This is a genomic window from Streptomyces sp. NPDC040589 (assembly GCF_055594445.1).
On the sequence record NZ_JBVIWP010000015.1, the window covers coordinates 1 to 26,765 of the forward strand.

Annotated in this window: 22 protein-coding genes; 11 read left to right on the forward strand and 11 right to left on the reverse strand. The window is 72.0% G+C overall.

All coding sequences use genetic code 11. The features are described 5' to 3' along the window. Nucleotides 1-311: 311 nt before the first annotated feature. A complete protein-coding gene (locus ACZ58V_RS39095) occupies nucleotides 312-1,193 on the reverse strand; it encodes a LysR substrate-binding domain-containing protein (protein WP_471296018.1) in 882 nt (293 codons plus the stop codon). Between the two features lie 71 nt (nucleotides 1,194-1,264). Between ACZ58V_RS39095 and ACZ58V_RS39100 the strand changes: the two genes are divergently transcribed. From ACZ58V_RS39100 to ACZ58V_RS39110, 3 genes are read left to right on the forward strand one after another with little or no spacing between them, the layout of a single operon-like run. Then, nucleotides 1,265-2,470 carry a thiolase family protein gene (locus ACZ58V_RS39100; RefSeq protein WP_468198505.1) on the forward strand — a complete coding sequence of 402 codons (1,206 nt, stop codon included), beginning with the start codon at nucleotides 1,265-1,267 and terminating at the stop codon, nucleotides 2,468-2,470. Next, complete coding sequence (locus tag ACZ58V_RS39105; RefSeq protein WP_468198508.1) at nucleotides 2,467-3,162, forward strand: 3-oxoacid CoA-transferase subunit A; 696 nt, start codon at nucleotides 2,467-2,469, stop codon at nucleotides 3,160-3,162. The genes ACZ58V_RS39100 and ACZ58V_RS39105 overlap by 4 nt, the downstream gene beginning before the upstream one ends. Further along, a complete protein-coding gene (locus ACZ58V_RS39110; protein ID WP_471296022.1) occupies nucleotides 3,159-3,821 on the forward strand; it encodes a 3-oxoacid CoA-transferase subunit B in 663 nt (220 codons plus the stop codon). Before ACZ58V_RS39105 ends, ACZ58V_RS39110 begins: the two co-directional genes overlap by 4 nt. A gap of 224 nt (nucleotides 3,822-4,045) precedes the next feature. Here the strand turns inward: ACZ58V_RS39110 and ACZ58V_RS39115 are convergent, their stop codons facing one another. The 5 genes from ACZ58V_RS39115 to ACZ58V_RS39135 are packed head-to-tail and all read right to left on the reverse strand — an operon-like array spanning nucleotide 4,046 to nucleotide 8,635. Beyond that, nucleotides 4,046-5,056 carry an alpha/beta hydrolase fold domain-containing protein gene (locus ACZ58V_RS39115; RefSeq protein ID WP_468198512.1) on the reverse strand — a complete coding sequence of 337 codons (1,011 nt, stop codon included), beginning with the start codon at nucleotides 5,054-5,056 and terminating at the stop codon, nucleotides 4,046-4,048. Continuing rightward, on the reverse strand, nucleotides 5,046-5,444 hold the full coding sequence (locus ACZ58V_RS39120; protein ID WP_471296026.1) for a metal-sulfur cluster assembly factor: 399 nt from the start codon (nucleotides 5,442-5,444) through the stop codon (nucleotides 5,046-5,048). The genes ACZ58V_RS39115 and ACZ58V_RS39120 overlap by 11 nt, the downstream gene beginning before the upstream one ends. After that, nucleotides 5,441-6,517, reverse strand: a complete 1,077-nt coding sequence (locus ACZ58V_RS39125; protein ID WP_471296029.1) for an amidohydrolase family protein — start codon at nucleotides 6,515-6,517, stop codon at nucleotides 5,441-5,443. The genes ACZ58V_RS39120 and ACZ58V_RS39125 overlap by 4 nt, the downstream gene beginning before the upstream one ends. A gap of 37 nt (nucleotides 6,518-6,554) precedes the next feature. Then, a complete protein-coding gene (locus ACZ58V_RS39130; protein ID WP_471296030.1) occupies nucleotides 6,555-6,977 on the reverse strand; it encodes a GlcG/HbpS family heme-binding protein in 423 nt (140 codons plus the stop codon). Then, nucleotides 6,974-8,635 carry a GMC family oxidoreductase gene (locus ACZ58V_RS39135; RefSeq protein WP_471296033.1) on the reverse strand — a complete coding sequence of 554 codons (1,662 nt, stop codon included), beginning with the start codon at nucleotides 8,633-8,635 and terminating at the stop codon, nucleotides 6,974-6,976. The genes ACZ58V_RS39130 and ACZ58V_RS39135 overlap by 4 nt, the downstream gene beginning before the upstream one ends. A gap of 468 nt (nucleotides 8,636-9,103) precedes the next feature. On the opposite strand from ACZ58V_RS39135, the gene ACZ58V_RS39140 reads away from it, so the two are divergent. Genes ACZ58V_RS39140 through ACZ58V_RS39150 form a run of 3 tightly spaced genes read left to right on the forward strand, consistent with a single transcriptional unit; the run spans nucleotide 9,104 to nucleotide 11,824 of the window. Next, nucleotides 9,104-10,402 (forward strand): Rieske 2Fe-2S domain-containing protein, encoded by a 1,299-nt coding sequence (locus ACZ58V_RS39140; RefSeq protein ID WP_468198525.1) that lies wholly within the window; start codon nucleotides 9,104-9,106, stop codon nucleotides 10,400-10,402. Between the two features lie 7 nt (nucleotides 10,403-10,409). Beyond that, nucleotides 10,410-11,375: a PDR/VanB family oxidoreductase gene (locus ACZ58V_RS39145; protein ID WP_468198527.1), complete on the forward strand. Its 966-nt coding sequence runs from the start codon at nucleotides 10,410-10,412 to the stop codon at nucleotides 11,373-11,375. A 23-nt stretch (nucleotides 11,376-11,398) separates the two neighbouring features. Further along, nucleotides 11,399-11,824 (forward strand): nuclear transport factor 2 family protein, encoded by a 426-nt coding sequence (locus tag ACZ58V_RS39150; protein WP_468198529.1) that lies wholly within the window; start codon nucleotides 11,399-11,401, stop codon nucleotides 11,822-11,824. Between the two features lie 39 nt (nucleotides 11,825-11,863). Here the strand turns inward: ACZ58V_RS39150 and ACZ58V_RS39155 are convergent, their stop codons facing one another. The 3 genes from ACZ58V_RS39155 to ACZ58V_RS39165 form a co-directional block, all read right to left on the reverse strand. After that, a complete protein-coding gene (locus ACZ58V_RS39155) occupies nucleotides 11,864-12,505 on the reverse strand; it encodes a TetR/AcrR family transcriptional regulator (RefSeq protein WP_468198531.1) in 642 nt (213 codons plus the stop codon). Nucleotides 12,506-12,973: 468 nt separating this feature from the next. Further along, on the reverse strand, nucleotides 12,974-14,728 hold the full coding sequence (locus ACZ58V_RS39160) for an ABC transporter permease subunit (protein ID WP_471296037.1): 1,755 nt from the start codon (nucleotides 14,726-14,728) through the stop codon (nucleotides 12,974-12,976). Further along, nucleotides 14,728-16,251, reverse strand: a complete 1,524-nt coding sequence (locus tag ACZ58V_RS39165; protein WP_471296039.1) for an ABC transporter substrate-binding protein — start codon at nucleotides 16,249-16,251, stop codon at nucleotides 14,728-14,730. Before ACZ58V_RS39165 ends, ACZ58V_RS39160 begins: the two co-directional genes overlap by 1 nt. A gap of 206 nt (nucleotides 16,252-16,457) precedes the next feature. On the opposite strand from ACZ58V_RS39165, the gene ACZ58V_RS39170 reads away from it, so the two are divergent. Both ACZ58V_RS39170 and ACZ58V_RS39175 read left to right on the forward strand, forming a co-directional pair. Beyond that, nucleotides 16,458-17,306: an oxygenase MpaB family protein gene (locus ACZ58V_RS39170; protein ID WP_468189313.1), complete on the forward strand. Its 849-nt coding sequence runs from the start codon at nucleotides 16,458-16,460 to the stop codon at nucleotides 17,304-17,306. A 65-nt stretch (nucleotides 17,307-17,371) separates the two neighbouring features. Beyond that, nucleotides 17,372-19,600: a serine/threonine-protein kinase gene (locus ACZ58V_RS39175; RefSeq protein ID WP_471296041.1), complete on the forward strand. Its 2,229-nt coding sequence runs from the start codon at nucleotides 17,372-17,374 to the stop codon at nucleotides 19,598-19,600. Between the two features lie 256 nt (nucleotides 19,601-19,856). Here the strand turns inward: ACZ58V_RS39175 and ACZ58V_RS39180 are convergent, their stop codons facing one another. Further along, complete coding sequence (locus tag ACZ58V_RS39180; RefSeq protein ID WP_468189578.1) at nucleotides 19,857-20,318, reverse strand: GNAT family N-acetyltransferase; 462 nt, start codon at nucleotides 20,316-20,318, stop codon at nucleotides 19,857-19,859. Between the two features lie 238 nt (nucleotides 20,319-20,556). Between ACZ58V_RS39180 and ACZ58V_RS39185 the strand changes: the two genes are divergently transcribed. Next, entirely contained in the window at nucleotides 20,557-22,134 is a 1,578-nt protein-coding gene (locus tag ACZ58V_RS39185; protein ID WP_471296044.1) for a phytoene desaturase family protein, read from the forward strand. 4 nt (nucleotides 22,135-22,138) lie between these two features. Here ACZ58V_RS39185 and ACZ58V_RS39190 read toward each other — a convergent pair whose 3' ends face one another. Beyond that, nucleotides 22,139-23,929 (reverse strand): serine hydrolase domain-containing protein, encoded by a 1,791-nt coding sequence (locus ACZ58V_RS39190; protein WP_471296046.1) that lies wholly within the window; start codon nucleotides 23,927-23,929, stop codon nucleotides 22,139-22,141. A gap of 138 nt (nucleotides 23,930-24,067) precedes the next feature. On the opposite strand from ACZ58V_RS39190, the gene ACZ58V_RS39195 reads away from it, so the two are divergent. After that, nucleotides 24,068-25,180, forward strand: a complete 1,113-nt coding sequence (locus ACZ58V_RS39195) for an NAD(P)H-dependent flavin oxidoreductase (protein WP_471296049.1) — start codon at nucleotides 24,068-24,070, stop codon at nucleotides 25,178-25,180. Then, a complete protein-coding gene (locus ACZ58V_RS39200) occupies nucleotides 25,177-26,727 on the forward strand; it encodes an acyl-CoA synthetase (RefSeq protein ID WP_468189324.1) in 1,551 nt (516 codons plus the stop codon). The genes ACZ58V_RS39195 and ACZ58V_RS39200 overlap by 4 nt, the downstream gene beginning before the upstream one ends. Nucleotides 26,728-26,765 lie beyond the last annotated feature (38 nt).

Here is a 26,765-nt window from a genome sequence, read left to right on the forward strand (position 1 = left end):
CCACGGTCAGCTCCCCCTCGACGTACAGCGCCGCCAGGCTACAGAGGCCGCCGGAGGCGCCGCACTCGACGAGCGCCCTCACATGCCAAGGGTTCGGTGATCCAAACGAAACGGCCTAGGTCGGCACGTCGGTCGGGCCTCCCGGGAACCCTCGAGCGTTCTCAGCCGCGGACACCGTCGCAGTGGTCGGGGGCGATGGTGTGCAGGATGCGCTGGCCGATGTGGGCGAGCTGAACGACGCGATCGGCCAGCAGATCCTCACCTTCGAGCTGGCGCCCCACGTCGAACCTTGTCCGGCGTCGGGGGACGTCTCAGAACATCGCCTGGATGATCCCCACCGTGCGCTCCAGGTGCGGCTCGGAGCGGTCGGCGCGGTGGGCGACGGCCAGCTCCACGCGTGCGTCGGCCCCGGCCAGCGGTCGGTAGGCGACGCCCTCGAGCGCCAGCGCGGTCACGGGCTCGGGTACGACGGCGACGCCGAGGCCGCCGGCCACGAGCATGACCAGCGTCGAGGTCTCGCCGACCTCGTGGCGGATGTGCGGCTCGACGCCGGCGTCGCGCATGAGGCCCAGGACGATGTCGTACATCACCGACCGGCGGTCGGCGGAGTGCACGATCAGGTCGGTGCCGGCGAGGTCTGCGGTGCGTAGCCGTTTCCGGCGGGCGAGGGGGTGGTCGGCCGGTACGGCGACGACGAGCCGGTCCCGGCGCAGCGTGTGCGCGGTGAGCGAGAGGTCGGCGGCCGGAGGGCGCAGCAGCGCGATGTCGATCGCGCCGGTGCGCAGTGCCTCGACCTGGTCGGGCGCGAGCATCTCGCCGCGGAAGGAGAAGTCGACGCCGGGGAGCTCCTCCGTGAGCCGGCGCGAGAGCGTGGGCAGGAGGCTGTACGTCGCCGAGCCCACGCACCCGATCGCGAGGTGTCCCACCGAGCCGGCGGCGACGAGCCGTGCGTGGTGGCTGGCCTCGTCGACGTCGGCGAGGATCCCGCGCGCCCGCTCCAGGTAGGCCCGGCCGGCCTCGGTGAGGTCGACGCGGCGCGTGGTGCGGTGCAGCAGCTGTACGCCGAGCTCGGTTTCGAGCTGGCGGATCTGCTGGGACAGCGGCGGCTGAGCCATGTGAAGCCGCTCGGCGGCGCGCCCGAAGTGGCGCTCCTCGGCCACCGCCACGAAGTACCGGAGGTGTCGCAGATCCATATGTCGTCCATATCAATCGGCTCGGATATGCGTACTTCAGAATATCGCGGCCGGAGATTAGCGTCGCTGCCATGAGTGCTTTCATCTACGCCGCGACGCGGACGCCGTTCGGCCGTTTCAACGGTGCGCTGGCTGGTGTCCGCCCCGACGACCTCGCCGCCGCCGCGATCACCTCGACGCTCGCCCGGGTGCCGGGTCTCAACCCCGTCGCGATCGACGACGTGGTGTGGGGCAACGCCAACGGCGCCGGCGAGGAGAACCGCAACGTCGGCCGCATGGCGGCGCTGCTCGCCGGGCTCCCGGTGAGCGTGCCCGGCACCACGGTCAACCGGCTGTGCGGTTCGAGCCTCGACGCGGCGATGACGGCCAGTCGCACGATCGAGTCCGGCGACGCCGAGGTGGTGCTGACCGGCGGCGTGGAGTCCATGACGCGTGCGCCGTGGGTGCTGCCGAAGTCGGCGAAGCCGTTCCCGGCCGGAGATGTCACCGCGGTCTCGACCACGCTCGGCTGGCGGCTGGTCAACCCGCGGATGCCGAAGGAGTGGACGGTCAGCCTCGGTGAGGCCAACGAGCAGCTCCGGGAGCGCTTCGGAATTTCTCGCGAACGGCAGGACGCGTTCGCCGCCCGCTCCCACCAACTCGCCCATCAGGCATGGGAGTCGGGCTTCTACGATGACCTGGTGGTGCCGGTCGAGGGCGTCGGCCTGGCCCGCGACGAAGGCATCCGGGCCGGATCCACGCCGGAGGTCCTGGCCGGGCTGAGGCCGGTCTTCCGTACGGCGGAGCAGGGCGGCACCATTACCGCGGGGAACGCCAGCCCGCTCAACGACGGTGCCTCCGCGGTGCTGTTGGGCAGCGAGAAGGCCGCGGCCGTGATCGGGGCCGACCCGATCGCCCGTATCGTGGGCCGCGGTGTGATGGCGCTGGAGCCGCAGGGCTTCGGCTACGCCCCGGTCGAGGCCGCGAACCGTGCGCTGGCCCGGGCCGGGATCGGCTGGGACCAGGTGGGCGCGGTCGAGCTCAACGAGGCCTTCGCCGTGCAGTCGCTCGCCTGCGTCGACGCGTGGAAGGTCGACCCGGACATCGTCAACCAGAAGGGCGGCGCCATCGCGATCGGGCACCCGCTGGGCGCCTCGGGCGGCCGCGTCCTCGCCACGCTGGCCAAGGTGCTGCGCGCGACGAGGCAGCGCTACGGCGTCGCCGCGATCTGCATCGGGGTCGGCCAGGGCCTGGCCGTCGTACTCGAGAACTGCGACGTCATGGGCTCGGACCGATGAGCCGGGCGGAGATCCTCGAGAGCACCGACGCCGCGGTCGCCGGGATCGAGGACGAGTCCACGATCCTCGTCGGCGGTTTCGGCCTGGCCGGGATGCCGTTCGATCTGATCGACGCGCTCATCCGGCAGGGCGCGAAGGACCTCACGATCGTGTCCAACAACGCGGGCAACGGTGACGTCGGGCTGGCCGCGCTGCTGGCCGCCGGCCGGGTGCGCAAGGTGCTGTGCTCCTTCCCGCGCCAGGCCGACTCCTGGGTCTTCGACGGTCTCTACCGCGCGGGGAAGATCGAGCTGGAGGTGGTGCCGCAGGGCAACCTCGCCGAGCGGATGCGCGCGGCCGGTGCCGGCATCGGCGCGTTCTACTGCCCGACCGCGGTCGGCACACCGCTGGCCGAGGGCAAGGAGGAGCGTGAGATCAACGGCCGGAAGTACCTGCTGGAATACCCCATCAAGGGCGACTACGCGCTGATCGGCGCGCACATCGCGGACGCGATGGGCAACCTCGTCTATCGCAAGACGGCCCGCAACTTCGGACCGGTCATGGCCACGGCCGCGACGACGGCCATCGTCCAGGTCGACCAGGTCGTCGAGCCCGGCAAGCTCGACCCCGAGGCCATCGTCACCCCGTCCATCTACGTCGACCGGGTCGTCCAGGTCGAGGCCCGTCACTACACCGTTCAGGGGGCACGATGACCACCACGCCAAGCGATCAGGTGCGCGCCGACCGCCGGCTCTCGATGGGCGAACTGGCCGCCGTCATCGCACGTGACATCCCGGCCGGTTCCTTCGTCAACCTCGGTATCGGGCAGCCCACCAAGATCGCCGACCATCTGCCGGCCGGCTCCGGTGTGGTGCTGCACACCGAGAACGGCATGCTCAACATGGGGCCGAAGGCCGAGGGCGACGCGGTCGACCCCGACCTGACCAACGCCGGCAAGGTCCCGGTGACCGAACTCCCGGGGGCGGCGTACTTCCACCATGCCGACTCCTTCGCCATGATGCGCGGCGGGCACCTCGACGTCTGCGTCCTCGGCGCCTACCAGGTCGCCTTCGACGGTGACCTCGCCAACTGGACCACGGGCAGGCCCGAGGACATCCCCGCCGTCGGCGGCGCCATGGACCTCGCCATCGGCGCCAAGGACGTCTACGTGATGATGCCGCTCTTCACCCGCTCCGGTGAACCGAAACTCGTGCCGCACTGCACCTACCCCCTCACCGGCGTCGGATGCGTCAGCCGCGTCTACACCGACCACGGCGTCTTCGACGTCGGTCCCGACGGCGTACGGATCCGGGAGACGTACGGCGTCAGCGCCCACGAGCTCGCGGAGCGACTCGGCATCCAACTGTCGTAGCCCGCTTCCTTGCCGCACCGCCTGGACTGTCCCGGCTTCCGGCGGGAAGGCGACCAACAGGCCTGCCGACCGCGCCGGCCGGCCGCGTCGAGCGCATCGAACTCATCGGCACACCGCACCGCCACCCCGACAACACCCTGCGCTCGTGGGCATCCCTGCCCGTAGGCGTCCACGGAGCGCGACGGGACAGGGCGCGGCCGATGCCGTCATAGCGCCGTGGTGTGTCAGGTGTTCCAGGGGTCCGTTCGCAGGTGGCGGTCGAAGAAGCGCTCGATCAGCGCGGGGGTCAGCCGCGCGGAGCCCTCGGCGTCCGGGAAGTTCGAGGACCGCACCGTGGCCGTCATGGGGTTCAGTTCCCAGGCGCCGGTGTTGAGGAGGCCGTGGTCGGCGCCGTGCACCAGCAGCAGATGGGACTCGGCGCCCGCGGCGACCAGGGTGTCGTGGAGGCGGCGGCTCTGGGCCGGGCCGATGAGCAGGTCGGCGTCGCCGTGCAGAAGCAGCACGGGCGGCACCCGCGGGTGGGCCTGCCGGGCCGGGCTGGCCTCGACCGCGGCGGCGGCCCGGTCCGACGGCGGGCCGCCCAGCAGACCCCACGCCGGATCGGAGTGATCCACGCCCAGCGTTCCACCGGGCAGCGCGTCCTCATTGAGCCGGAGCAGGTCGGTCGGGGGATAGCCCGCCACCACCGCGCGTACGCCGGGCACCGCGGGGGAGCCGTCGGCGTCGGTGGCGAAGGCCGTGAGCAGGGCGAGATGCGCGCCGGACGAGCTGCCCCACAGGCCGATCGACGCCGGGTCCAGGCCGTGGGTGTCCGCCAGGTCGTGCAGGTGGCCCAACGCGGCCTGGACGTCGTGCAGTTGCGCGGGCCAGACGGCGACCTCGGAGGAGCGGTACTCGATGTCCGCCATGGCGTATCCGCGTTCGGCGAAGAGCCGGGGCAAGCGGGGCCCGTAGCCCCGGCGTTGATGCCGCCAGCCGCCACCTGGCAGCCATACGATCACGGGGGCGGGGGTCGTCGCGGACGTCGGTAGGTACAGATCCATCCGCAGGTCCGCGCCCGGTGCCGCGCCGTATGCGATGTCGCGCACCACCCGGACGGGCGTCGGGTCGACCCTCTCGGGCGGCAGCGGTGCCTGGCTGAGCCCTTCCATGAAGCGGCCCATGACGGCGGCGTTGTTCGCCGCCACGGCCGTCGGGTCGAAGGTGTGCGGCTGCTGCGAGGTCTCACTGGTCAACGGCTGGTCCTGTCCTGGCCATGGCGATAAGGGGGAGTGTGCGACGTTTGTGTGCACGGTGTTCGTCGAGTCGTTGCCGGTAGTGCGGTGCGAGCCGGTCCGGGGTCCAGTCGAAGTCGTCCGCGAGCCGCACGTCCACCGCGGAGACACCGGCCAGAGCCGTGAGCCGGACCTGGGCCTCGGTCGCGAACGAGCCGATGAGCACGCAGCTCGGCTCGGTCACGCCGACGGTGACCGCGATGCGCCGGCCGCCGGCGCCGTCGTCCCGTACGCGAATGTCACCGACGAGTCCCATGTCGTCGAGTCCGGCGGGTACTCCCGCGGTGATGCTGCACGGATCGAGGATCTCGTTGAGCGTCGCGCGGACCTGGGCTTCCGTGACCGTCATCGGGCACCGGCCAACGCGTCGTCGACCGGGGCGACGCGTCCGCCCCACGGCTCCTGGAGTTCGGTGGTGTCGAACTCGTCGCCGCGGATGCGCGCGCGGAGGTCCTTCTCGTCGATGCCGTGCATCCGCAGGAAGTTACGGCCGAGGATGTCGGCCTTGATCTCCTTGGTGAGCTCGGGCAGCCCGTACTCCTCGATCAGGTCACGAGGCATCTCGAAGTTCCAGAACGCCTCGATCGCCGGCCGGGGGTGGACGGCGTCGCAGCCGGTCGCCCAGATGATCCGCTCGGCGGCGCCGGCCTGCAGGAAGGCACCCATCGCCTGGGCGAAGCGACGGGGCGCGTAGACCGCCATGAACGACGTGGCCTCCAGGTTGACCCATATGTTGCGGAAGGACTCCAGCTGAAGGGCCGTCTCCTCGACGAAGGCCATGCCGCCGTGGACGACTTCGAAGGTGAGGTCGGGGAAGGCCAGCGCGGCGGCTTCCACGTCGCTCATCCCGAGGGCGGAGGTCGGCCCGGGCCCGACCGGGAGGGCCTTGTGGATGGCCACGACCTTCAGACCGTGCTGCCGGGCCCGCTCGAACAGCGGGAAGCAGATCTCCGGGTCACCCATGTCCAGCGCGGTCACCCGGCCCTCGACGACATCGATCGGATAGAGCTTGAGGGCGTTGACCCGGTGCTTTTCCACCAGCTCGTCCACCCGGTCCAGGGCGCCGGGGCGCAGCGGGGACACCGCGCCGTAGATCAGCACGCGCTCCGGCCACTTCTCGCGCATCTCAAGGCCGACGCTCAGCGCCGAGCCCCCGTCCCGGAAGTGGCCGTAGATGGGCGTCTCGTGGTAGGCGATCACGTCGGTCTGGCTCTCAGCGAGCAGGGCCCGGCCGATGATGTCAGCGCCCGCGCCCTGCAGGTAGGTGGAGCGTTCGAGGGTGTACTCGGGGCCGCTGACCCGCTTGTGCAGGCCGTAGAGATGCTCGCCGATGGCCGCCCCGATGTGCGGGTCGACGCAGTTCTCGGGCCGGAAGTTGTAGTTGTGGGCCACGCCCTCGACGACGAGGAAGTCCTCGATCACGGTCGTTCTCCTTTGGTGTCACGGGTGGCAGAGCAGTTCACGCGATCAGGTCCTTCAGGCCTTCCAGGGCGCGGGAGGCGAGTCGCTCGTCGGTCTCGGCGTCGGCTCCGCCGACGCCGACGGCACCGATGACCTCGCCGTCGTCCACGGTGATGGGCACCCCGCCCGGTACGGCGAGGAGGCCGGCGTCGACGAGGTGCACGGGCGCGACGGCCATCGCGGGGGACGCGGCGAAAGCGGCGAACTTCGAGGTCGGCAGGCCGGTGACGGCGGCGGTGTAGGCCTTGCGGCGCGCGGTCCCGATCCCGATGGGGCCGACTCCGTCGTCGCTGAGCAGCACCTTGGTGATGCCGCTGCGGTTGACGACCGCCACGCAGATCCGCGCCCCCTCGGCCCGGGCCGCCTCCAGCGCGGCCTCGGCCGCCCCGTGCGCGATGGCGTACGACAGCGGTTCCCTCATCCCGCGGTCCTCTCATGGAGCGGGGCACCGGAGGCTGCCGGGATCCCGCGGATCAGGTCCGAGGCCTTCTCCGCCACGGCGATGACGGTGGCGTTGATGTTCGCGCCGGGCACGGTCGGCAGCACCGACGCGTCCACGACACGCAGCCCGTCGATGCCGCGCACCCGCAGCTCGGGGTCGACGACCGCGGTCTCGGAGGTTCCGATGGCGCACGTGCCGCAGGCGTGGTTGGCGGAGTAGCCGGTCTCGCGCAGATAGCGTTCGAAGTCGGCGTCGGTGCGCACGTCGGGGCCCGGTGCGAGCTCCGCCCGGATCATCGGGGAGACCTCCGGGCTGCGCAGGACGGCCAGCGTGGTGCGTACGGTCTCCCGCAGCGCGGCGACGTCCTCCGGCTCGGTGAGCAGGTTGAACGTGATCCGCGGCGGGGCGGCCGGGTCGGCGGAGCCCAGCCTGACCTCGCCGCGGCTGCGAGGGGTCGCGACGGCGTTGAGGGCCACGCAGTGCCGGTCCTTGAGCGGCCGGATGCCGGGGAACCACGGCCGGGCGTCGAAACCGCCGCCCAGGATGCCGAGGAACCCGTCGGGACGGTCCAGGTCGGGGCGGGTGCGAATGTACGCGGAGAGGAACTCGGGCATCCCGGCCAGTGGACCGTTCCCGGTGAGGAACCAGCGGAGCGCGCCCACCGCCGCGCGGTCGACGCGCAGGTGTTCGTGGAAGGTCACCGGATCCTTGACGTCGAACAGCACGGGAGCCGCCGGGTGGTCCTGGAGGTTGGCGCCGACGCCGGCCAGGTCCGCCACCGGTTCGATGCCGTGCTCGCGCAGGTGATCCGCCGGTCCGATGCCCGAACGCATCAGCAGCTGCGGCGAGTTGTAGACACCCGCGCAGACCACGACCTCGCGGGCCGCCCGGATCACCCGGCTCTGTCCGCCCTTCACGACACGGACGCCCGTGACGCGTCCCCGGTCGAGCACGAGCGTGTCCACCAGCACCCCGGTGAGCAGGGCGAGGCCGGGGCGTCGCCGCAGCGCGGGCCGCAGGTACGCGGCGGCGGTGCTGTGCCGCCGCCCGCGGTGGATGGCGTTCTCGACCTGGCCCGCCCCGGTGGGGTCCCCGCTCTGGGTGTCGTCGGGGAACTCGATGCCCAGCGATCGGGCGGCGCGGTCCAGACGGCGGCCGAAGGGACCTCGCCGGACCGTGGTCGACACGGTGACGGGTCCGTACCCGCCGTGGTGCTCGGTGTCCCCGCGCCAACTGCTCTCCGAGCGGCGGAAGTACGGCAGCAGGTCATCCCAACCCCAACCCGTCGCACCGGACTTGACCCAGTCGTCGTAGTCGAGGCGGTGCGCGCGGACATGGGTCGAGCCGTTGATCGATCCGGTGCCGCCGACCAGCCGGCCACGCGGGACCGGAATGCGCCTGCCGTTCAGGCCCGGCTCGGGTTCCGACTCGTAACCCCAGCCGATGCCTTTGCGTCCCGACAGCAGCCCGACCCCGAGGGGGAGTTGAACGAGCAGGCCGCGGTCCGCGGGCGGACCGGCCTCGATCAGCAGCACCCGTGTCCCGGTGTCCGCGGACAGGCGCGCGGCGAGGACGCAGCCGGCCGTACCCGCGCCGACGACGACGTAGTCGTACTCGGCGCCATGCCCGGCGCTCATACGGAGGGTCCTGCGGTGGTTACGGACATCTCGTCCCCTTCGGCTCTGGAGTGAACGCGCGCTGGAGGAGCTGCGGAAAATCGCGGGGAGGCGGTCGCCGGCTCGGCACGTTCTCAGGTGTTGTCGCGAGGTGTGGCTCAAGTCCGTGAGCGGGTCGTCACCTCGGTGCCGGGTCACCGTAACAAGGGCGTCCGGCGATCCGACAGGGGTCTGCAAGTAATTCATCAAACCAGGTCGGAGCCGTTGACAGTTTTTCATCAGAGCCGTACAACGGCATGAGCGCCTCAGGGGCGCACACCGCTCGCCAGGCCTGTCCGTCCCTGTCCGAGCGTGCCGGAAGAGCCGCCGCACGCTCGTGCCGTGACGCCTCGCGACAGGGCGAAGCAGCCTCGACCGCGGGCTGTCCGACCCCGCGAACGGCCCTCGTACACGCCTCCCCACTGCCTCAACGCCGAGGAGATGGTCCACATGACCGACACGACCGTGCCCGACACGGGAACCGGCTACGGCCGTAAGCCCTCCTCCCACGACGCCCGCCTGACCGAGGTCGGCCCCGGCACCCCGATGGGTGAGGCGCTGCGCCGCCACTGGCAGCCGATCGCCAGCTCCACCGCTCTGACCAGCGACGTTCCGCACCGCGTGCGCCTGCTGGGCGAGAACCTGATCGTCTTCCGGGACGGCCAGGGCCGCCCCGGCGTCGTCTTCGAACGGTGCGCGCACCGCGGCAGCAGCCTCTTCTACGGCCGCGTCGAGGAGGACGGCATCCGCTGCTGCTACCACGGCTGGAAGTTCGACGTGCAGGGCCACTGCCTGGACCAGGCCTGCGAACTCGACGGCGGAAAGCGCCGCGATCTCGCACGTCAGCCGTGGTATCCGGTGGAGGAGGCCTACGGCCTGGTCTTCGTCTACATGGGCCCGCCCGAGCTCAAGCCCCCGCTGCCGCGCTACGACAGCCTCGAACCCCTGGGTGAGGGCGAGAGCTACCACACCAGCTGGATGGTGCCCGGCGCCGAGGTCATCGGCCTGGAGCAGGACTACAACTGGCTCCAGCTGTTCGAGAACGCCGTCGACCCCGTGCACGCGGCGTGGCTGCACTCCAACCACAGCGGGTTCCAGTTCCAGGGCACCGGAACGACCGGCTTCCCCGAGCACTACTACGACCACCGCACCGCCGCCGAGCGCACCACCTACCACCGCACCGACAACGGCGTGAAGTACATCTGGCGCTACCGGGACACCAAGGGCGAGGGCGGCGCACCCATCGACCTGGAGTGGTCAGTGGAGTGCATGCTGCCCAACGTCATCGCCCTGCCCGACTTCATCCGCTCGACCCCCGACGTCCGCAACGACATGCTGATCTGGGTCGTCCCCGCCGACGACACCCACCACCGGCTGGTCTTCTCCATCCGCTCCGCCGACCCCGAGCGGGCCACGTCCTTCATGTTCGGCATCAAGCAGAACGGCAAGGACGGCTGGCAGCTCAGCGAGGAGGAGAAGCAGCGCTTCCCCGGCGACTACGAGGCCCAGTGGTCGCAGGGCCCCATCACCCAGCACTCCGAAGAGACCCTGGCGCCGTCCGACAAGGGCGTCGTCATGCTCCGGCGCATGCTGCGCACGATGCTGGACGACGTCGAGGCCGGACGCACCCCGCTCGGCGTCGCCACCCCCGGCGAACCGGTCCGCCGTGTGGAGGCCGGCCTCGTCACCCGGCCGGAGACGCCCGCGGGGACGGACCGGGCGGCAGCGCCCACGGCGGCAGGGGCGTGACCGAAGCGTGAGCACCACCTGGACGGACGCGGTCGTCGTGGCCCGCTACGACGCCACGCCGAGAATCGCGGTCCTCGACCTCGCCCGGGCCGACGGCGACGAGCTGTGGGAGTACGAGCCCGGCGCCCACATCGACGTACAGGTCGGTACGGCGGGACTGATCCGGCAGTACTCCCTGTGCGGACCACCGGGCATCCGCAAGCAGTACCGGCTCGCGGTCCTCGACGAGCCCGCCTCGCGCGGCGGTTCACGCGCCATGCACGCCCTCGCCGAGGGCGACACGCTGCGCATCGCCGTCCCGCGCAACCGCTTCGGCCTGACGTCCGCGCGCCGGCACGTGCTTCTCGCGGGCGGCATCGGCATCACCCCGCTGCTGTCGATGGCCCAGAGCCTCGACGCCACCGGGGGCGACTACCACCTTCACTACTGCGCCCGCAGCCGGAGCGAGGCCGCCTTCGTCGCCGACCTGGAGAACCATCCGCGGGTCACCCTTCACTTCGACGACGAGCCCCCGGAGCAACGCCTGGACCTGAGACGTGACTTGGGGGACCCGGCTCCCGGGACCGCGGTCTACGTCTGCGGTCCCGGCGGGTTCATGGACTATGCGCTGGGGCGGGCGGCCGAGCTGGGATGGCCCGCGTCCGCCCTGCACAAGGAGCGCTTCAGCGCCTCGCCCCCGGCCGCGGCCGAGCCCGGCGAGGGAGAGGAGGGCGGATTCACCGTGCGCCTGTCCTCCACGGGAGCGGAGTACCTCGTCCCCGGGGACCAGAGCGTCCTGGACGTTCTGCTGGCGAACGGCGTCGAGGCGCCCAACTCGTGCGGCCAGGGCATCTGCGGCGAATGCATCGTGCGGGTGCGCGTCGGTGAGCCCGACCACCGGGACGACGTCCTGACCGACGAGGAGCGCGGGGAGGGCCTGTTCACCCCGTGCTCGTCCCGGTCGAAGTCCCCGATCCTGGAGCTGGAACTGTGACCGACTCAGCGACAGAGGCGCCCGTGGCGAAAGACCCCGCCGCCTGCGCCCCCGTCCCGGCATCCGCTCCCACCACGGTCGAGGAGGCCGAGGCCGCCTGGCTCGCCGCACAGACCTTCCCGGACCCGGAACCGGCGCTCCGCGCCCTGATGCGTCCCGACTGCGTGATCGTGCACTCTGCGGTGGGCCACATCCACGGCGTGGACGACTGGCTGCGGTACGCGGCACGCCTGGGCCGTACCAGTCAGGTGGACACCCATGACGTGACCGTCCAGCGCTTCGGCACCACGGCCGTGGTCAGCTGTCTCCAGGAGATGCGGGTCGCCTTCGTGCCCGAGCTGGCCCCGTTCGTCATCCAGGCCGCCGTCACCCGGGTCTGGGTGCGGTCCTCGTCGGGCGACTGGCAGCTGGCGCACCTCCAGATGGCCCGGCGGCTGCCGCCCGGCTGAGCGGCGTACGGGTTCCCGGAACCGGGGATCCGGTGGTCGTCAGTCCTGGGGCTCGCCGTCCACCGGCGAGCCCTCGTCCTGTGCCGTCTGTGCCGTCTGTTTCTCCTGTGCCGCTTGTGTCGCCGTTGGCGCTTCGGCGAGCGCGGAGACGATCCGGCCCACCTGCTCCGCGTAGTGGTCGATGAACTCCGGTGATTGGGGGTCCTGTTGGCCGAGTTCACGGGCGATCCACGGGATGGCCACCGGAGCGATCGAGGCGGCGAAGAAGACGAGGGCCACGGCCCCCACGTCGAGGTCGCTCCGGAATTCACCGCGCGCCTGCCGCTCGCGGAGTTCCTCGACGTGCTTGAACAGCTCGGCGGCCCGCTCGTCCTCGGCGGGCGGGCGCGTGCCGGGCTCTTCGCGCGTCAGCGTGTGCACCCACCGCGGGTCCTCGTGCGCCCAGTGGACGTAGCGCCGCGCGGCATCCGCGAAGGTGCGGGCCTGGCCGACGCGCATGGACTCCTCGAGCCACTGATCGCTCAGCGCCTCGTACAGCCCGCGTTTGCCCCCGAAGTAGTAGGTGATCAGCTGATGGCTGACGCCGGCCGACTGCGCGATCCGCACGACCCGGGCCCCGTCGAAACCATGGGTGCCGAACTCCGTCGCGGCGGCGGACAGGATGGCTCGCCGGGTGCCCACCGGATCCCGCTGACGACCCGGATCACCGGGGTGCCTCCGGCGCTGCTGCCTGCCGGACGCCGCTCCCGACTTTCCTGAAGTCGTCTCTTCCCCTGTCACAGGGACGACCTTACCGGTGGCCTTGTTGGGCAGGCCAACTACCTGCGGCGTCCGTTGTGCTCACCGCCGCGGCAACGGTCGTGGGGCGGCGGGGCCGCGCCGCGGTCGGCGGACGGTGTTCGGCTGTGCAGACCCCCGGATCACCCGTCCCGGAGTGATCCAACCGCCTCGCCGGAGCCGCCGAAAGACGCCGGCCGATGTCGAAGCGCACCCGGCTCCACGTGCCGTCGACGACGCGGCCCCCGCTGTCGGCGTACCGGCGGGCTGCTGCTCGAACCGTTTGATCAATGGGCGCTGCGGCGCACTGCCTGTGCGATCCGTCGGCAGGCCGAATAGTGAGGAGCGAACGCCCCTCCGGTGGAGGCCGTGTCACACGGCCTTCTCGCGTCCCAGAACGCTGCCCGTCACCGCCAGCACGGAGAGCAGCACCAGCGCCGCGGCCGGACCCAGCACGGTCCAGGGAGCCAGTTCGGCGTAGGGCTGGTTCTCCGACAGGAGCCGGCCCCACTCGGGGGTGGGCGGCTGTTCGCCGAGGCCGAGGAAGCCGAGTGAGGCGAGGACCAGGACGGTGGTGGGCAGCCGGAGCAGGGCGTTGCGGAGGAGGGGTGGTAGCACCGCGGGGAGCAGGTGGCGGCGCAGCAGGTGCGTCCGCCCGGCCCCGAGCGCGACGGACGCGGCGATGTGACCGCTCGCGCGTTCCTGTTCGAGCAGTGCGGCGGTCTGGGCGGCGTAGGGGCTCCAGCCGACCGCGCAGACCGCGCAGGCCGCGCCCCACACCGACGGTCCGGTCACGCCCGCGATCAGCAGCCCCGCGAGGACGGCGGGCAGCGTCGACACGACCTCCGTCGGACCGGCGCTCGCCCGCGGTGCCATGCCCAGCAGGAGTCCGGTGACGGCGCTGAGCATGGTCACGGCGAGGGCGACCCCCGCCGTGCGCACCGCCCCGTGGCCCAGCCGGGCCAGCAGATCCCGGCCCAGAGGGTCGGTGCCCAGGGGGTGTTCGAGGGAGGGGGACAGCAGTCGCGCTGTCGTGTCGACCCCCAGGGGGTCGCGCAACAGGCCCGCCGTGACCAGGGCGAGCAGCCCCAGCGCACAGGCCGCTGTGATCCAGCGCAGGGAGCGCGGCGGGACGAGCGGGGGCCGGTGCAGCGCCGGCAGGGCGCCGTCGCGCAGGGGACGGCCGAGGAGCGCGTGCCGCAGGGCCCGGATCAGGACGCCGGCGCTCACGCCGAGCAGGACCAGGGCCAGGGTCGCGGTCTGCAGTACGGGGAGGTCCTGCGCGACGGCGGCCTCCAGGGCGAGCCGGCCGAGCCCCGGGATGTTGAAGATCTTCTCCACGGCGACCGCACCGCCGACCAGGGCGACGACCGTCGGCAGCAGCTGCGGCAGCATGCCGGGCAGGGTGCGGCGCAGCGCGTCGCGGCCGATGCGGCCGGGTGGGAGGCCGACGGCGTACGCCGTGCGCGCCCACGGTTCGTGGAAGGCGGCGGGCAGCGCCTGGTCGAGCAGCCCGCCCAGCATCGCGCCCGACGGGATGCCGAGGGCGAGCGAGGGCAGCACCATCGACCGCGGCCCCTCCCAGCCGCTGGACGGGAACCACCCCAACCACACCCCGCACACCGTGGCCAGCACCGAGGCGAGCAGGAACTTCGGCAGCGCGGCCAGCACGGCGGCCGACGTACCCGCACGGTCCTGCCGCAGCCGGCGCCGGGAGCCCAGGAACACCGTGCGGGCGCATACCAGCGCCGCCACGACGGCGGTGACCACGAACGCGCCCAGCATCAGCGTCAGCGACACCGAAAGGGCTGTCCCCACCTGTGGCATGACGGCTTCCCCGGACACCCACGAGACGCCCGCGTCCCCGCTCGGCAGGCCGCCCAGCCAGTGCGCGAGATGCGCGAGCGGCCCTTCATCCAGTCCCAACTGCTCCCGTACGACGGCCAGTTCGGCCGGGGTCGGGTTCTGGTCGGCGGAGCGGGCGCGCAGCACCGTGCGGGCCGGGTCCGCGCCGGTCAGCCACGGCAGCAGTGCCACCGCTCCGAGCAGCGCGACTCCGGAGAGCACACGGCCGGCAGCCGCCGGCCAGGGGGACAGGCGGGCGGCCGGGGCGTGGGCGACACTCACTACTTGACGCGCGTGTCGACATCGACGAGGGAGCGCTCGCGCGGGTCGAGGATCACGCCCTCGACATCGGCCGCGATGCCCTGCACGGCCTGCTCGTGGACCAGCGGCAGCACGGCGTCGGTGCGCAGGATCTCCGCCTCCGCCTTCATGATCTTCTCCTGGCGGCGCTCCGTGTCGCGCTCCGCGGCGGCGGCCCGGATGGCCTTGTCCACGCCTGTGTCCTTCAGGCCGGGGATGTTGTAGACGCCCTCGCTGGTGAAGTCGCTGGCGAGGTAGTCGACCGCGTCACCGGTGTCGAGGAGCGTCACCCGCGAGAAGACGAGGGCGTCGTACTTGCCCGCGAGGAGGTCGGCCTCCATCTGCGTGTACTCGCGTACGTCCTGCTTCACCGTGAACCCGGCCTTCTCCAGCTGCTGCTGGAGCACGGTCGCGGCCTCCGGAAGCTCGGCCCGGTTGGTGTAGGTGGCCAGTCGCAGGGTCCTGCCGTCGGCCTTGGACTTCACTCGCGCGCTGGTCGCGGCCTCGGCACGGCCGGTCACCTTCACACGCCGGTCGGCGGCCCAGGGGACGGCGGGTCCGAACAGACCCTTGGCCGGGTCGGCGTAGCCGCCGAAGACGGAGTCGACCAGAGCGGAGCCGTCGACGGCCTCGCGGGCGGCGGCGCGCAGCCCGGCGTCGGTGAACAGGCCGCTGCCGGTGTTGAGGATCAGGCTGTCGGTGCGCACGGAGGGCACTTCGTGCCGGGTGCCCTCGGTGAGCAGCTTCGCCTGGGCGGTGGGGATCCACTCGGCGATGTCGGCCTCGCCGCCGCGCAGGGCGTTGGCGCGGGCCGTGCCGTCCGCGATCCAGGTGACGTCGATGCCCGGCGCCTTCGCCTTGCCGCCCCAGTAGCCGTCGAAGCGGGTGAGCGACGCCTTGGCCTTGCCGCTGAGCCGGGTGATCTCGAACGGGCCGGTGCCGGTGCCGACCGGGCTGACGGCGCCGTCCTTCGCGTACGCCTTCGCCGAGAGGATCGCCAGCGCGGGGCTGGCCAGCCGCAGCGGCAGCACCGGGTCCGGCGACTTGGTGGTGAGGGTGACGGTGTCGGCGTCCTCGGCCTTCGCGGTGAGGGCCACATCGCTCAGGACGCGGGGCTTGGGCTTGGCCCGGCCCGCGTGGTCGAGCGCGTCGACGACGGACCGGGCGGTGAGTTCGGTGCCGTCCTGGAACGTGGCCTCGCGCAGCTCGAAGGTCCAGCTCGTCTCGCCGTCCTGCTTCCAGGACTTCGCCAGCGCGGGCTTGGCCGTGCCGTTCCTGTCGAGGGCGGTGAGGCCCTCGGCGACGGACAGCTTGCTCAGCACGGTGGCGTCGTTGCTGTACGGGGACAGCGCCTGCACCGGCGGCACGGCCAGCGCGACCCGCAGCCGACCACTCGATCCCGCTCCGGCGCCCTCGCCGTCGCCGCTGTCGCTCGGTGCGAAGCAGCCGGCCAGCAGAGGGGTGAGAGCGAGTGCCGCTATGAGGCCGCGGGAGGTGGTGCGCATGTCGAGTCCTGTCGTGCGGGGGGCCGGGCATGCCGCTGCGGCCCGGAGCGGGCTTGATCGGCGCCGTCAGCCTATAAGGGGAGCCTTACCAAACCTTTAACCGGGTGGGTGAAATCTCAACGACTGGACAGTGTTGCGGGTGTTCCCGCGGTGTCGACCTGTTGTTTGAGCTGTGTCATCGTGGGCGCCGGGCGGAGGTGGGGCGCATGACCGGCGCGGACCCGGGGCTGTTCACTCCTGATTCGGTGACCTGGCAGATGCACGGCGACCCGATGATGTGGATCGCCGGCATCCGGGCGCTCTACCTCCAGGCCCTGAACCCGCGCGCCGTACGCGGCGTCATGCAGAACTCCGACTTCCGCCGGGACGCCTGGGGCCGGCTGATGCGCACCGCGAACTTCGTCGGCACGACGACGTACGGCACCACCGAGGCGGCCGAGCGGGCGGGTGCCCGCGTCCGGAAGATCCACCGCATGCTGACGGCGACCGATCCGGACACCGGAGAGCGCTACGGCGTCGACGAACCCGACCTGCTCCTGTGGGTCCACTGCGCCGAGATCGACTCGTATCTGCACGTGCTGCGCGGGTCCGGGTTCCGGCTCACCGACGCCGAGGCCGACCGCTACATCACCGAACACCGGCAGAGCGCACGCCTGGTGGGACTCGATCCGGGCACCGTACCGGCCGACCGGGCCGAGCTGGCCGCCTACTTCGAGAAGGCGCGCCCGGACCTGGCCGCCGGACCCGAGGCACGCGAAGTGGACGACTTCCTCCTCCACCCGCCGACGCACCCGCTCCTGGTACCGGCGCGGGAGGTGCTCTGGCGGCGCGTGGCACAACTGGCGTACGCCTCTCTGCCACCGTACGCCCACGAGTTGTACGGCAGACCGGCCCCCGCACCCGCCACCGCCGCCCGGCAACTGCGCCTCACAGGCCTCCTGTTGCGCCGGGTTCCCGCACGTCTGCGGTGGCAACTGCCGCCCAAACACATCCTGCGCGCCATGGCGAGGCTTGGCCCCGACGCGCGCCCGGCACCGTACAAACTCGGACGATAGGCCGCCATACTGAGTGGGCCATGGGAGGAGCGGGCGAACAGCTACCGGGGGGAGCGTCGCGCGACATGGGGGAGACCAGGCTCATCCACGGCCGATACCGGCTGCTCGATCTGATCGGGCGCGGCGGCATGGGGGAGGTGTGGCGGGCACGGGACGAGTCCCTGGGCCGGCACGTCGCCGTCAAGTGCCTCAAACCGCTGGGCCCCAACCACGACCACGCCTTCACGCGGGTACTCCGGGAGCGGTTCCGGCGTGAGGCCCGGGTGGCCGCAGCGCTCCAGCACCGGGGCATCACCGTCGTGCACGACTTCGGCGAGTCCGACGGCGTCCTCTACCTCGTCATGGAACTGCTGGACGGCCGCAATCTCAGCCAGCTCCTGGAGGACAACAAGCAGCATCCGCTGCCGGTCGCGGACGTCGTGGAGATCGCCGAGCAGGTCGCCGCCGCGCTGGCGTACTGCCACGAGCAGAACATCGTCCACCGCGACCTGAAACCCGCCAACATCGTGCGCCTCGGCGACGGCACCGTGAAGATCTGCGACTTCGGCATAGCCCGCCTCGGCCACGACATCGGCTTCACCTCCCGGCTGACCGGCACCGGCATCGCCATGGGCACCCCGCACTACATGTCTCCGGAGCAGATCAGCGGCACCGAGGTCGACCAGCGCAGCGACCTGTACTCGTTCGGGTGCGTGCTCTACGAGATCGCCACCGGGGTCCCGCCGTTCGACCTCGACGACCCCTGGGCGATCCTCGTCGGCCACCGCGACACCCCGCCCCGGCCGCTGCGCGAACACCGCCGCGAAGTGCCCGAATACCTGGAACGCGTCGTCCTGGACCTGCTGGCCAAGGAACCCGGCCAAAGACCCGACGACGCCCGTGAGCTGGCCCGCCGGATCAGCATGCACCGGGCCGCGCCGGCGTATGTCCCGACCGTGCTGGCGGCCCGTCCCGCGCCTGACGCGCTGGCGGGAGTGGGCCGGCTGCCGTCCTGGACCCAGGGCATGACCACCGGCCACAAGGCGGCCGGCGCCGGGCTGCGCACCACACCGCCGGACCCGGCGGCCGGGCTCTCCGGCGAATGGATCGCCCGGCCCGCCGCCGGCCCCGTCGAGGAACCCGTCCCCGAGGAACGGCCCACCCCGTCCCCGGACGTCCTGACCGCCCTGGCCGGCCGGCACAACGCGGGCCTCAGCCTCGGCCGGCTCGGCCGCTGGACGGAAGCGGGGGAGGTGCACCGGGCGGTCGCCGCCGAACGCGAGCACCTCCTCGGCCCCGACCACCCCGACACCCTCGCCAGCCGCTACGAGGTCGCCTTCACCCTCAGCCGCACCGGCCGCGCCCAGGACGCCCTGCGCGAGTACAAGCACGTCACCGAGGCCAGGATCCGCAGTCACGGCGCCGACCACCCCGACACGCTCGCCGCCCGCCAGGAAATGGCCTATGTGCTCGGCCAGTTGGGCCGCCCCTTCGACGCCCACCGGGTCTACACGTCGGTGCTCACCGCCCGGGAGCGCACGATGGGCCCCGACCACCCCGACACCCTGCGCTGCCGGCACAACCTCGCCTTCAACCTCAGCCGCCTCGGCCGCCTGGAGGACTCCTACCGCATGGCCCGCGAGGTGGCCGCCGCCCGCGCCCGGGTGCTCGGCCCGGACCACCCCGACACCCTCGTCACCCGTTACGAAGTCGCCTACGCCCTCGGCCAGTTGGGCCGCTGGGCCGAAGCCCTGGAGACCTACCGTGAGGTCGCCGGGGCCCGCGCCCGAGCCCTGGGCCCCGACCACCCCGACACGCTCGCGGCCCGGCACGAGATCGGCATCAGCCTGGGCCGTCTCGGCCGCAGCGCGGAGGCCCTGGACCTGTACCGCGATCTGGCCGAGGACCGTACCCGCGTCCAGGGCCCGACCCATCCCGAGACCCTGCGCGCCCGTCATGGCCGCTGCGTCAACCTCGGACGGCTGGGCCGCTGGGAGGAGGCTCTCGCCGAGTCCCGGGACGTCGCCGCCGTCCGCGAGCGGGTCCTCGGCCCGGACCATCCGGACACCCTGGTCAGCCTCCGCGAGGTCGCCGTCGGCCTGGGCTGGCTGGCCCGCTGGGCCGACGCTCTCACCGAGTACCGGCGCGTCGCCGCCGCCCGCGAGCGCGTCCTCGGCGCGGACCACCCCGACACCCTCGCCAGCCGCAACGACGAGGCGCACTGCCTGCAGCAACTGGGCCGCGGCGCCGAAGCCGTGGCGCTCTACCGCCGGGTGGCGGCCCTGCGAGAGCAGCGGGCGTCGGCCGGGCGGTGACACGCGGTGCGGCCAGGTCGGGCAGTCCGGGAAGCCGGTCGGCCCTGCAGCGCACGCTCGGGCGCTCGTGCGGCGGCCTGACCACCACGTCGCACCTGGCCGTCGGACAGGGGCAGAAGCCCCTGTCCGACGTGATCACGGCCGGGCCGACAAGGCGTACGCTTCTCGGAAGAACCGCGCTCATCTGCGGCGGCGCGGGATCCGCTGCACCATCCCGGACAAGGCCGACCTCAACGAGTGGCCATGACCGGCCACATCACGAGGGTGCTGTGTAACAGCGGATGGCCACCGTCTGCTCCGGACTCCACTGCTGCTCGACTGTGGCCATCAGCTCCCAGCCCAGCCGCTCGTACAGGGCTGCCGCCGCGGTATCGGATGCCACGACGTCGAGCACCGGGTGCAGGCCACAACGCCGCGCTTCCTCCACTGCTCGGCCGATCAGCAGCGCACCGATCCGATGTCCCCTCGCCTGCGGGGCAACGAACAGCCTGCTGACCACGGCGGTCATACCCCGAGTCGCCCCGTTCCGCTCACTCCACAACGCCGGGGCCACATCGTCTTCGCCGCCTTGCGACAAGCTGACATGCCCAACCAGGCCGCCTTCGAGTCCGGCAACCCAAGAGCCCAGCAAAGGACCGCGTGACAGCCACTCGCAGGGCTGATCGGGCCAGTTCACCGGATAGCCGTCGCGCGCATGGACCTCCGCCAGGACCCTCACGCACTCCTCGACATCGCCATCAGCCCTCGGCCGGACCCAACAGCGCGGACTCTCATCAGGCACCCCGGAGTTCTCGATGTCCACTCCGGCATGGAAACACAGGCCACAGAGGCGCAACCAGCCACTTTCGGTACAGGCCCCGGATGCCGACGGCCGATGAGCCCGCCGCGCGGATCGAACCGAAGGGCCCGGCCGCCGTCATCTGGCCGACCCGGATCACCCCGTGTTACGAAGAACCATGACCGCACCCGAGGGACCCCGCGCACACCGGACGTACGACGTCGTCATCGTCGGTGGTGGCCACAACGGCCTGGTCGCCGCCGCCTACCTGGCCCGGGCCGGCCGCTCCGTGCTGGTTCTGGAGCAGCTGGACCACACCGGGGGCGCGGCGGTGTCCACCCGGCCGTTCGCCGGGGTCGACGCCCGGCTGTCCCGCTACTCGTATCTGGTCAGCCTGCTGCCGAAGAAGATCGTCCGGGACCTCGGCCTGGACTTCCGCGTCCGGACCCGCACCGTCTCCTCCTACACACCCGCCGAGCGTGACGGCCGGCCCACCGGGCTCCTCGTCGGCGGCGGCGAACGGCGGACCAGGGAGGCCTTCGCCCGGCTCACCGGCTCGGACCGCGAGTACGGGGCCTGGCAGGAGTTCTACGGCATGACCGGCCGCGTCGCCGAGCGGGTCTTCCCGACCCTCACCGAGCCGCTGCCCACACGGGAGGAACTCCGCGCCCGCCTCGACGACGAGCAGGCCTGGCGGACGCTGTTCGAGGAGCCGATCGGTGTCGCCGTCGAAGAGTGCTTCGCGGACGACCTGGTGCGCGGCGTGGTCCTCACCGACGCGCTCATCGGCACGTTCGCCGACGCCCACGACCCCTCGCTGAAGCAGAACCGCTGCTTCCTCTACCACGTGATCGGCGGCGGCACCGGCGACTGGGACGTGCCGGTCGGCGGCATGGGCGCCCTCACCGACGCACTGGCCGATGCGGCACGCGCCGCCGGCGCAGTCATCGCCACCGGCCACGAGGCGCTGCGCATCGCCACGGACGGCCGTACGGCCGAGGTCACCTACCGTACGGCCGATACCGAGGGCACCGTCGCCGCCCGGCACGTCCTGGTGAACGCCTCCCCGCAGGCCCTGGCGAAACTGACCGGCGACACACCCCCGGCTCCCGCCGAGGGCGCCCAGCTGAAGGTGAACATGCTGCTCAAGCGGCTGCCGACGCTGCGGGACAGCGCCGTCGACCCGCGCGAGGCGTTCGCCGGCACCTTCCACATCGCCGAGGGCTACGGCCAACTGGCCACCGCCCACGCCCAGGCCGCCGCCGGTGACCTGCCCGCCGCGCCGCCCTCCGAGATCTACTGCCACTCGCTCACCGACCCGACCATCCTCGGGCCCGACCTGGCCGAGCAGGGCTACCAGACGCTCACCCTCTTCGGGCTGCACACCCCGGCCCGCCTGTTCGAGCGTGACAACGACGCCGCACGCGAGGAGCTGCTGAAGTCGACCCTCGCCCAGCTCGACGCACACCTGGCCGAGCCGCTCGCCGACTGTCTGGCCACCGACGCGGACGGGCGGCCCTGCATCGAGGCCAGGACCCCGCTCGACCTGGAGCGCGACCTCGGCCTGCCCGGCGGCAACATCTTCCACCGCGAGCTCAGCTGGCCCTACGCCCAGGACGGCACCGGCCGCTGGGGTGTGGAGACCGGCCACGCGAACGTGCTGCTGTGCGGTGCCGGAGCGGTGCGCGGCGGCGGAGTGAGCGGGGTGCCCGGGCACAACGCTGCGATGGCGGTACTGGAGCAGGAACCCCGGTGATGCCTCAGTCCGCCGACGGCGTCCACCCCACCGCCTGAAGGCGCGACGCGTCCGCCGGGCGTGACTCGTCGAACAGGACGCCGCCCGCCGCCTCGACCCGCAGCCCGTCCACGTAGCACCCGCGCCCGACGTAGAGCCGGTCCGTCGCGTACCGCCAGCGCAGGGCCAACCCGCGTGCGGTGGGGACGTCGGCGGTGAGCCGGTGCCAGACGCGGCCGGACCAGCCGGTGACCGAGCCCGACGGATGCTGCCGGGGGTCCTCGCCCCGGCGGGACGTCGTGAAGGGCACCGGCTGCCAGGTCGTGCCGCCGTCGGTCGTGGCCTCCAGGACCAGGACGTCGGCCTTCGGCTCGGTGTCCCACCACAGCGCGCAGCGCAGCCGTGCCCCGCCGGCGGACGTGTCGAGGGCGGGGAGAGCGAGCGTCGCCGTCGTGGATACCGCCATCCCGGAGAACCAGGACATGCGTCCCCGCGCCGGCCGGACCGGCACGGCCCGTGCCAGGTTGTTCGCGGCGGCGACCCGTGGAGCGGACCCGGAACGCCAACTGCGCACCGGATGAACGGAGTTGCCGAGCACGACGAGGAAGGAGTCGGTCGTCGGGTCGAGCACCAGCGAGGTGCCCGTGAAGCCGGTGTGCCCGGCGGTGCGCGGCGTGGCCATCGCGCCCATGTACCAGTGCTGGTAGAGCTCGAAGCCGAGGCCGTGCTCGTCGCCGGGGAAAGCGGTGTTGAAGTCGGTGAACATCAGCTCCACCGACTCCGGCGTCAGGATCCGCGCCCGCCCGTAGACACCGCCGTTGAGCAGCGTACGGCCGAGAATCGCGAGGTCCCACGCGTCGGAGAACACACCCGCGTGCCCCGCGACCCCGCCCAGGCTGAAGGCGTTCTCGTCGTGCACCTCGCCCCACACCAGGCCCCGGTCCAGACCGGACCACGGAGGGCGCGCGTCCTCCGTGGCAGCGATCCTCGGCCGCCATGAGGCGGGCGGGTTGTAGCGGGTGCGGCGCATGCCGAGCGGCGCGGTGATCTCGTCCCGCAGGAGGGTGTCCAAAGAGCGGCCCGTGATCCCTTCCAGCACGAGCTGGAGCGAGACCAGGTTCAGGTCCGAGTAGAGATACGCCGTTCCCGGCGCGCTCACCGGTTTCTCGTTCCAGATGAGCTGGAGCTTCTCCTCGTACGTCGGCGCGCTGTAGAGCGGGATCCAGGCGCGGAAACCCGAGGTGTGCGTGAGGAGCTGACGGATCGTGATGTCCTGCTTGCCCGCGCGTGCGAAGTCCGGCAGGTACGAGGCGACCTTCGCCTCCAGCTCCAGCGTGCCCCGCTCGATCTGCTGCACGGCGAGGATCGAGGTGAACAGCTTCGACACCGACGCCAGGTCGAAGACGGTGTCCTCGGCCATGGGGATCTGCTCGTCCGGCGGGAACTCCACACCGGTGTCGGTCTTCTCGTCGTAGGCCCGGTAGCGCACCGCCATGCCGAGAGGCCGGTGCAGGGCGACGGTGCCGCCGCGCCCGGCGAGCAGGACGGCGCCCGCGTACCAGGGGTGCGCGGGGGAGGGGTCGAGGAACGCCTCGGCGTCGGTGACGAGCCGGCGAAGGTGTGAGGAGAGCAGTCCGGCGCGTGCCGCCGAGCCGTGCCGCAGGGTGGGGTGGTGACGTGTCGCCGGGGCGGCCGCGGCGGGCCCGGCGGGCAAGGAGGCGAGGGCGAGCACACCGCCCAAGGCCAGGGCCCGTCTGCCCAGTTGCCGCCGGGTCGGTTCAGCACTCTCCGCTCTGTCTGCCGCTCCCTCGGTCACCGCACGCCCCTTCGCCTCAACCGTCTCGCATGTCCCCGAAAGTATGTCCGCCGCACGCCTCCATGAATCTGACCGAGAATCTGACGGTGTATCAGAAAAGCCCTTCCGTCCTCCGGAGGACTCCGGCATCCTGCGCCCATGCAGACGGAGCTGAGCCAGAAACTGGGAGTCGAGCACGCCGTCTTCGGCTTCACGCCGTTCCCCGCCGTCGCCGCGGCCATCAGCCGGGCCGGCGGCTTCGGCGTGCTCGGCGCGGTCCGCTACACCGCTCCCGACGAGCTCAAACGCGACCTGGACTGGATCGAGGCGCACGTGGACGGCCGCCCGTACGGCCTGGACGTCGTGATGCCGGCGAAGAAGGTCGAGGGCGTGACCGAAGCCGATGTCGAGGCGATGATCCCCGAGGGGCACCGGCAGTTCGTCCTGGACACCCTCGCCAAGCACGGCGTTCCCGAACTCGCCGAGGGCGAGGCGTCCGGATGGCGTATCACCGGCTGGATGGAGCAGGTCGCCCGCAGTCAGCTCGACGTCGCCTTCGACTACCCGATCAGGCTTCTCGCCAACGCCCTCGGCTCCCCGCCCGCCGATGTCATCGCACGCGCCCACGACCAGGACGTGCTCGTCGCCGCCCTCGCGGGCAGCGCCCGGCACGCCCGCAAGCACAAGGACGCCGGGATCGACATCGTCGTGGCGCAGGGCTACGAGGCCGGCGGCCACACCGGCGAGATCGCCTCCATGGTGCTCACCCCCGAGGTCGTCGACGCCGTCGCCCCGCTGCCCGTGCTGGCCGCCGGCGGCATCGGCAGCGGACAGCAGGTGGCCGCCGCCTTCAGCCTCGGGGCTCAGGGGGTGTGGTTGGGCTCCATGTGGCTGACCACCACAGAAGCGGACCTCCACTCGCCCGCCCTGACCCGTAAACTGCTCGCGGCCGGCTCCGGCGACACCGTCCGCTCCCGCGCCCTGACCGGCAAACCCGCACGCCAGCTGCGCACGGAGTGGACCGACGCCTGGGACGACCCGGCCGGGCCCGGCACCCTGCCCATGCCGCTGCAGGGCCTGCTCGTCGCCGAGGCCGTCTCACGCATCCAGAAGCACGAGGTCGAACCGCTGCTCGGCACCCCGGTCGGGCAGATCGTCGGCCGGATGAACAGCGAACGCAGCGTCCAAGCCGTCTTCGACGACCTCACCCGCGGCTTCGAACATGCCGTGGACCGCATCAACCGCATCGCCGGAAGGAGCGGCCAGTCGTGAGCACACCCGCAGTGGGCTTCTGGGCCCAGGCCACACAGGACCCCGGCCGCACCGTGCTCGTCGCGCCCGACGGCGAGGAGTGGACCGCCGGACGCCTGCACGCCGCCGCCAACCGGCTCGTGCACGGCCTGCGCGCCGCCGGACTCGAACGGGGCGACACCTTCGCCGTGGTCCTGCCCAACAGCGTCGAGTTCCTGACCGCCTATCTGGCCGCCAGCCAGGCCGGGTTCTACCTCGTCCCGGTCAACCACCACCTGGTCGGACCGGAGATCGCGTGGATCGTCTCCGACTCCGGCGCCCGGGTCCTCCTCGCCCACGAGCGCTTCGCCGACGCGGCACGCCACGCCGCCGACGAGGCCGGCCTTCCGGCCACCCACCGGTACGCCGTGGGCACGGTCGAGGGCTTCCGGCCCTACGCCGAACTCCTCGCCGCACAGCCCGAGTCGCCGCCCGCCGACCGCACCCTCGGCTGGGTCATGAACTACACCTCGGGCACCACCGGCCGCCCCCGCGGCATCCGCCGCCCCCTGCCGGGCAAGCCGCCGGAGGAGGCGTACCTCGGAGGTTTCCTCGGCATCTTCGGCATCCGGCCGTTCGACGACAACGTGCATCTGGTGTGCTCGCCGCTCTACCACACGGCCGTCCTGCAGTTCGCCGGCGCGTCCCTGCACATCGGCCACCGGCTGGTCCTGATGGACAAGTGGACGCCCCGGGAGATGCTCCGCCTCATCGACCGCCACCGCTGCACCCACACCCATATGGTCCCCACCCAGTTCCACCGCCTGCTGGCCCTGCCCGACGAGGAGAAGGACCGCCACGACGTCTCCTCCATGCGGCACGCCATCCACGGCGCCGCGCCCTGCCCCGACCACGTGAAACGGGCCATGCTCGACTGGTGGGGCCCCTGCGTGGAGGAGTACTACGCGGCCAGCGAGGGCGGCGGCGCCTTCGCCACCGCCGAGGACTGGCTGAAGAAGCCCGGCACCGTCGGCAAGGCCTGGCCCATCAGCGAACTCGCGATCTTCGACGACGACGGCAACCCGCTGCCGCCCGGCGAACTCGGCACCGTCTACATGAAGATGAACACCGGTGGTTTCTCGTACCACAAGGACGAGGCCAAGACCCGCAAGAACCGCATCGGCGACTTCTTCACCGTCGGCGACCTCGGCCACCTCGACGAGGACGGCTACCTCTTCCTGCGTGACCGCAAGATCGACCTGATCATCTCCGGCGGCGTCAACATCTACCCGGCCGAGATCGAGTCGGCCCTGCTCGCCCACCCCGCCGTCGCGGACGCCGCCGTCTTCGGCATCCCGCACGACGACTGGGGCGAGGAGGTCAAGGCGGTCGTCGAACCGGCCCCCGGACACCGGCCAGGACCCGCACTCGCGGCCGACCTCCTCGACCACTGCACCCACCGGCTCGCCGGGTACAAGCGGCCCAGGAGCGTCGACTTCATCACCGAGATGCCCCGCGACCCCAACGGCAAGCTGTACAAGCGGCGGCTGCGGGAGCCGTACTGGGAGGGCCGGAACCGACCGGTGTAGACGGCGGTGCGGCTTTGGTCGCGCGGACGGGCGCGGGC

Coding starts and splice junctions, on each gene's coding strand:
- ACZ58V_RS39095 (WP_471296018.1), bottom strand. CDS start 1,193: ATGGATCTGCGACACCTCCGGTACTTCGTGGCGGTGGCCGAGGAGCGC.
- ACZ58V_RS39100 (WP_468198505.1), top strand. CDS start 1,265: ATGAGTGCTTTCATCTACGCCGCGACGCGGACGCCGTTCGGCCGTTTC.
- ACZ58V_RS39105 (WP_468198508.1), top strand. CDS start 2,467: ATGAGCCGGGCGGAGATCCTCGAGAGCACCGACGCCGCGGTCGCCGGG.
- ACZ58V_RS39110 (WP_471296022.1), top strand. CDS start 3,159: ATGACCACCACGCCAAGCGATCAGGTGCGCGCCGACCGCCGGCTCTCG.
- ACZ58V_RS39120 (WP_471296026.1), bottom strand. CDS start 5,444: ATGACGGTCACGGAAGCCCAGGTCCGCGCGACGCTCAACGAGATCCTC.
- ACZ58V_RS39130 (WP_471296030.1), bottom strand. CDS start 6,977: ATGAGGGAACCGCTGTCGTACGCCATCGCGCACGGGGCGGCCGAGGCC.
- ACZ58V_RS39135 (WP_471296033.1), bottom strand. CDS start 8,635: ATGAGCGCCGGGCATGGCGCCGAGTACGACTACGTCGTCGTCGGCGCG.
- ACZ58V_RS39140 (WP_468198525.1), top strand. CDS start 9,104: ATGACCGACACGACCGTGCCCGACACGGGAACCGGCTACGGCCGTAAG.
- ACZ58V_RS39165 (WP_471296039.1), bottom strand. CDS start 16,251: ATGCGCACCACCTCCCGCGGCCTCATAGCGGCACTCGCTCTCACCCCT.
- ACZ58V_RS39170 (WP_468189313.1), top strand. CDS start 16,458: ATGACCGGCGCGGACCCGGGGCTGTTCACTCCTGATTCGGTGACCTGG.
- ACZ58V_RS39175 (WP_471296041.1), top strand. CDS start 17,372: ATGGGGGAGACCAGGCTCATCCACGGCCGATACCGGCTGCTCGATCTG.
- ACZ58V_RS39185 (WP_471296044.1), top strand. CDS start 20,557: ATGACCGCACCCGAGGGACCCCGCGCACACCGGACGTACGACGTCGTC.
- ACZ58V_RS39195 (WP_471296049.1), top strand. CDS start 24,068: ATGCAGACGGAGCTGAGCCAGAAACTGGGAGTCGAGCACGCCGTCTTC.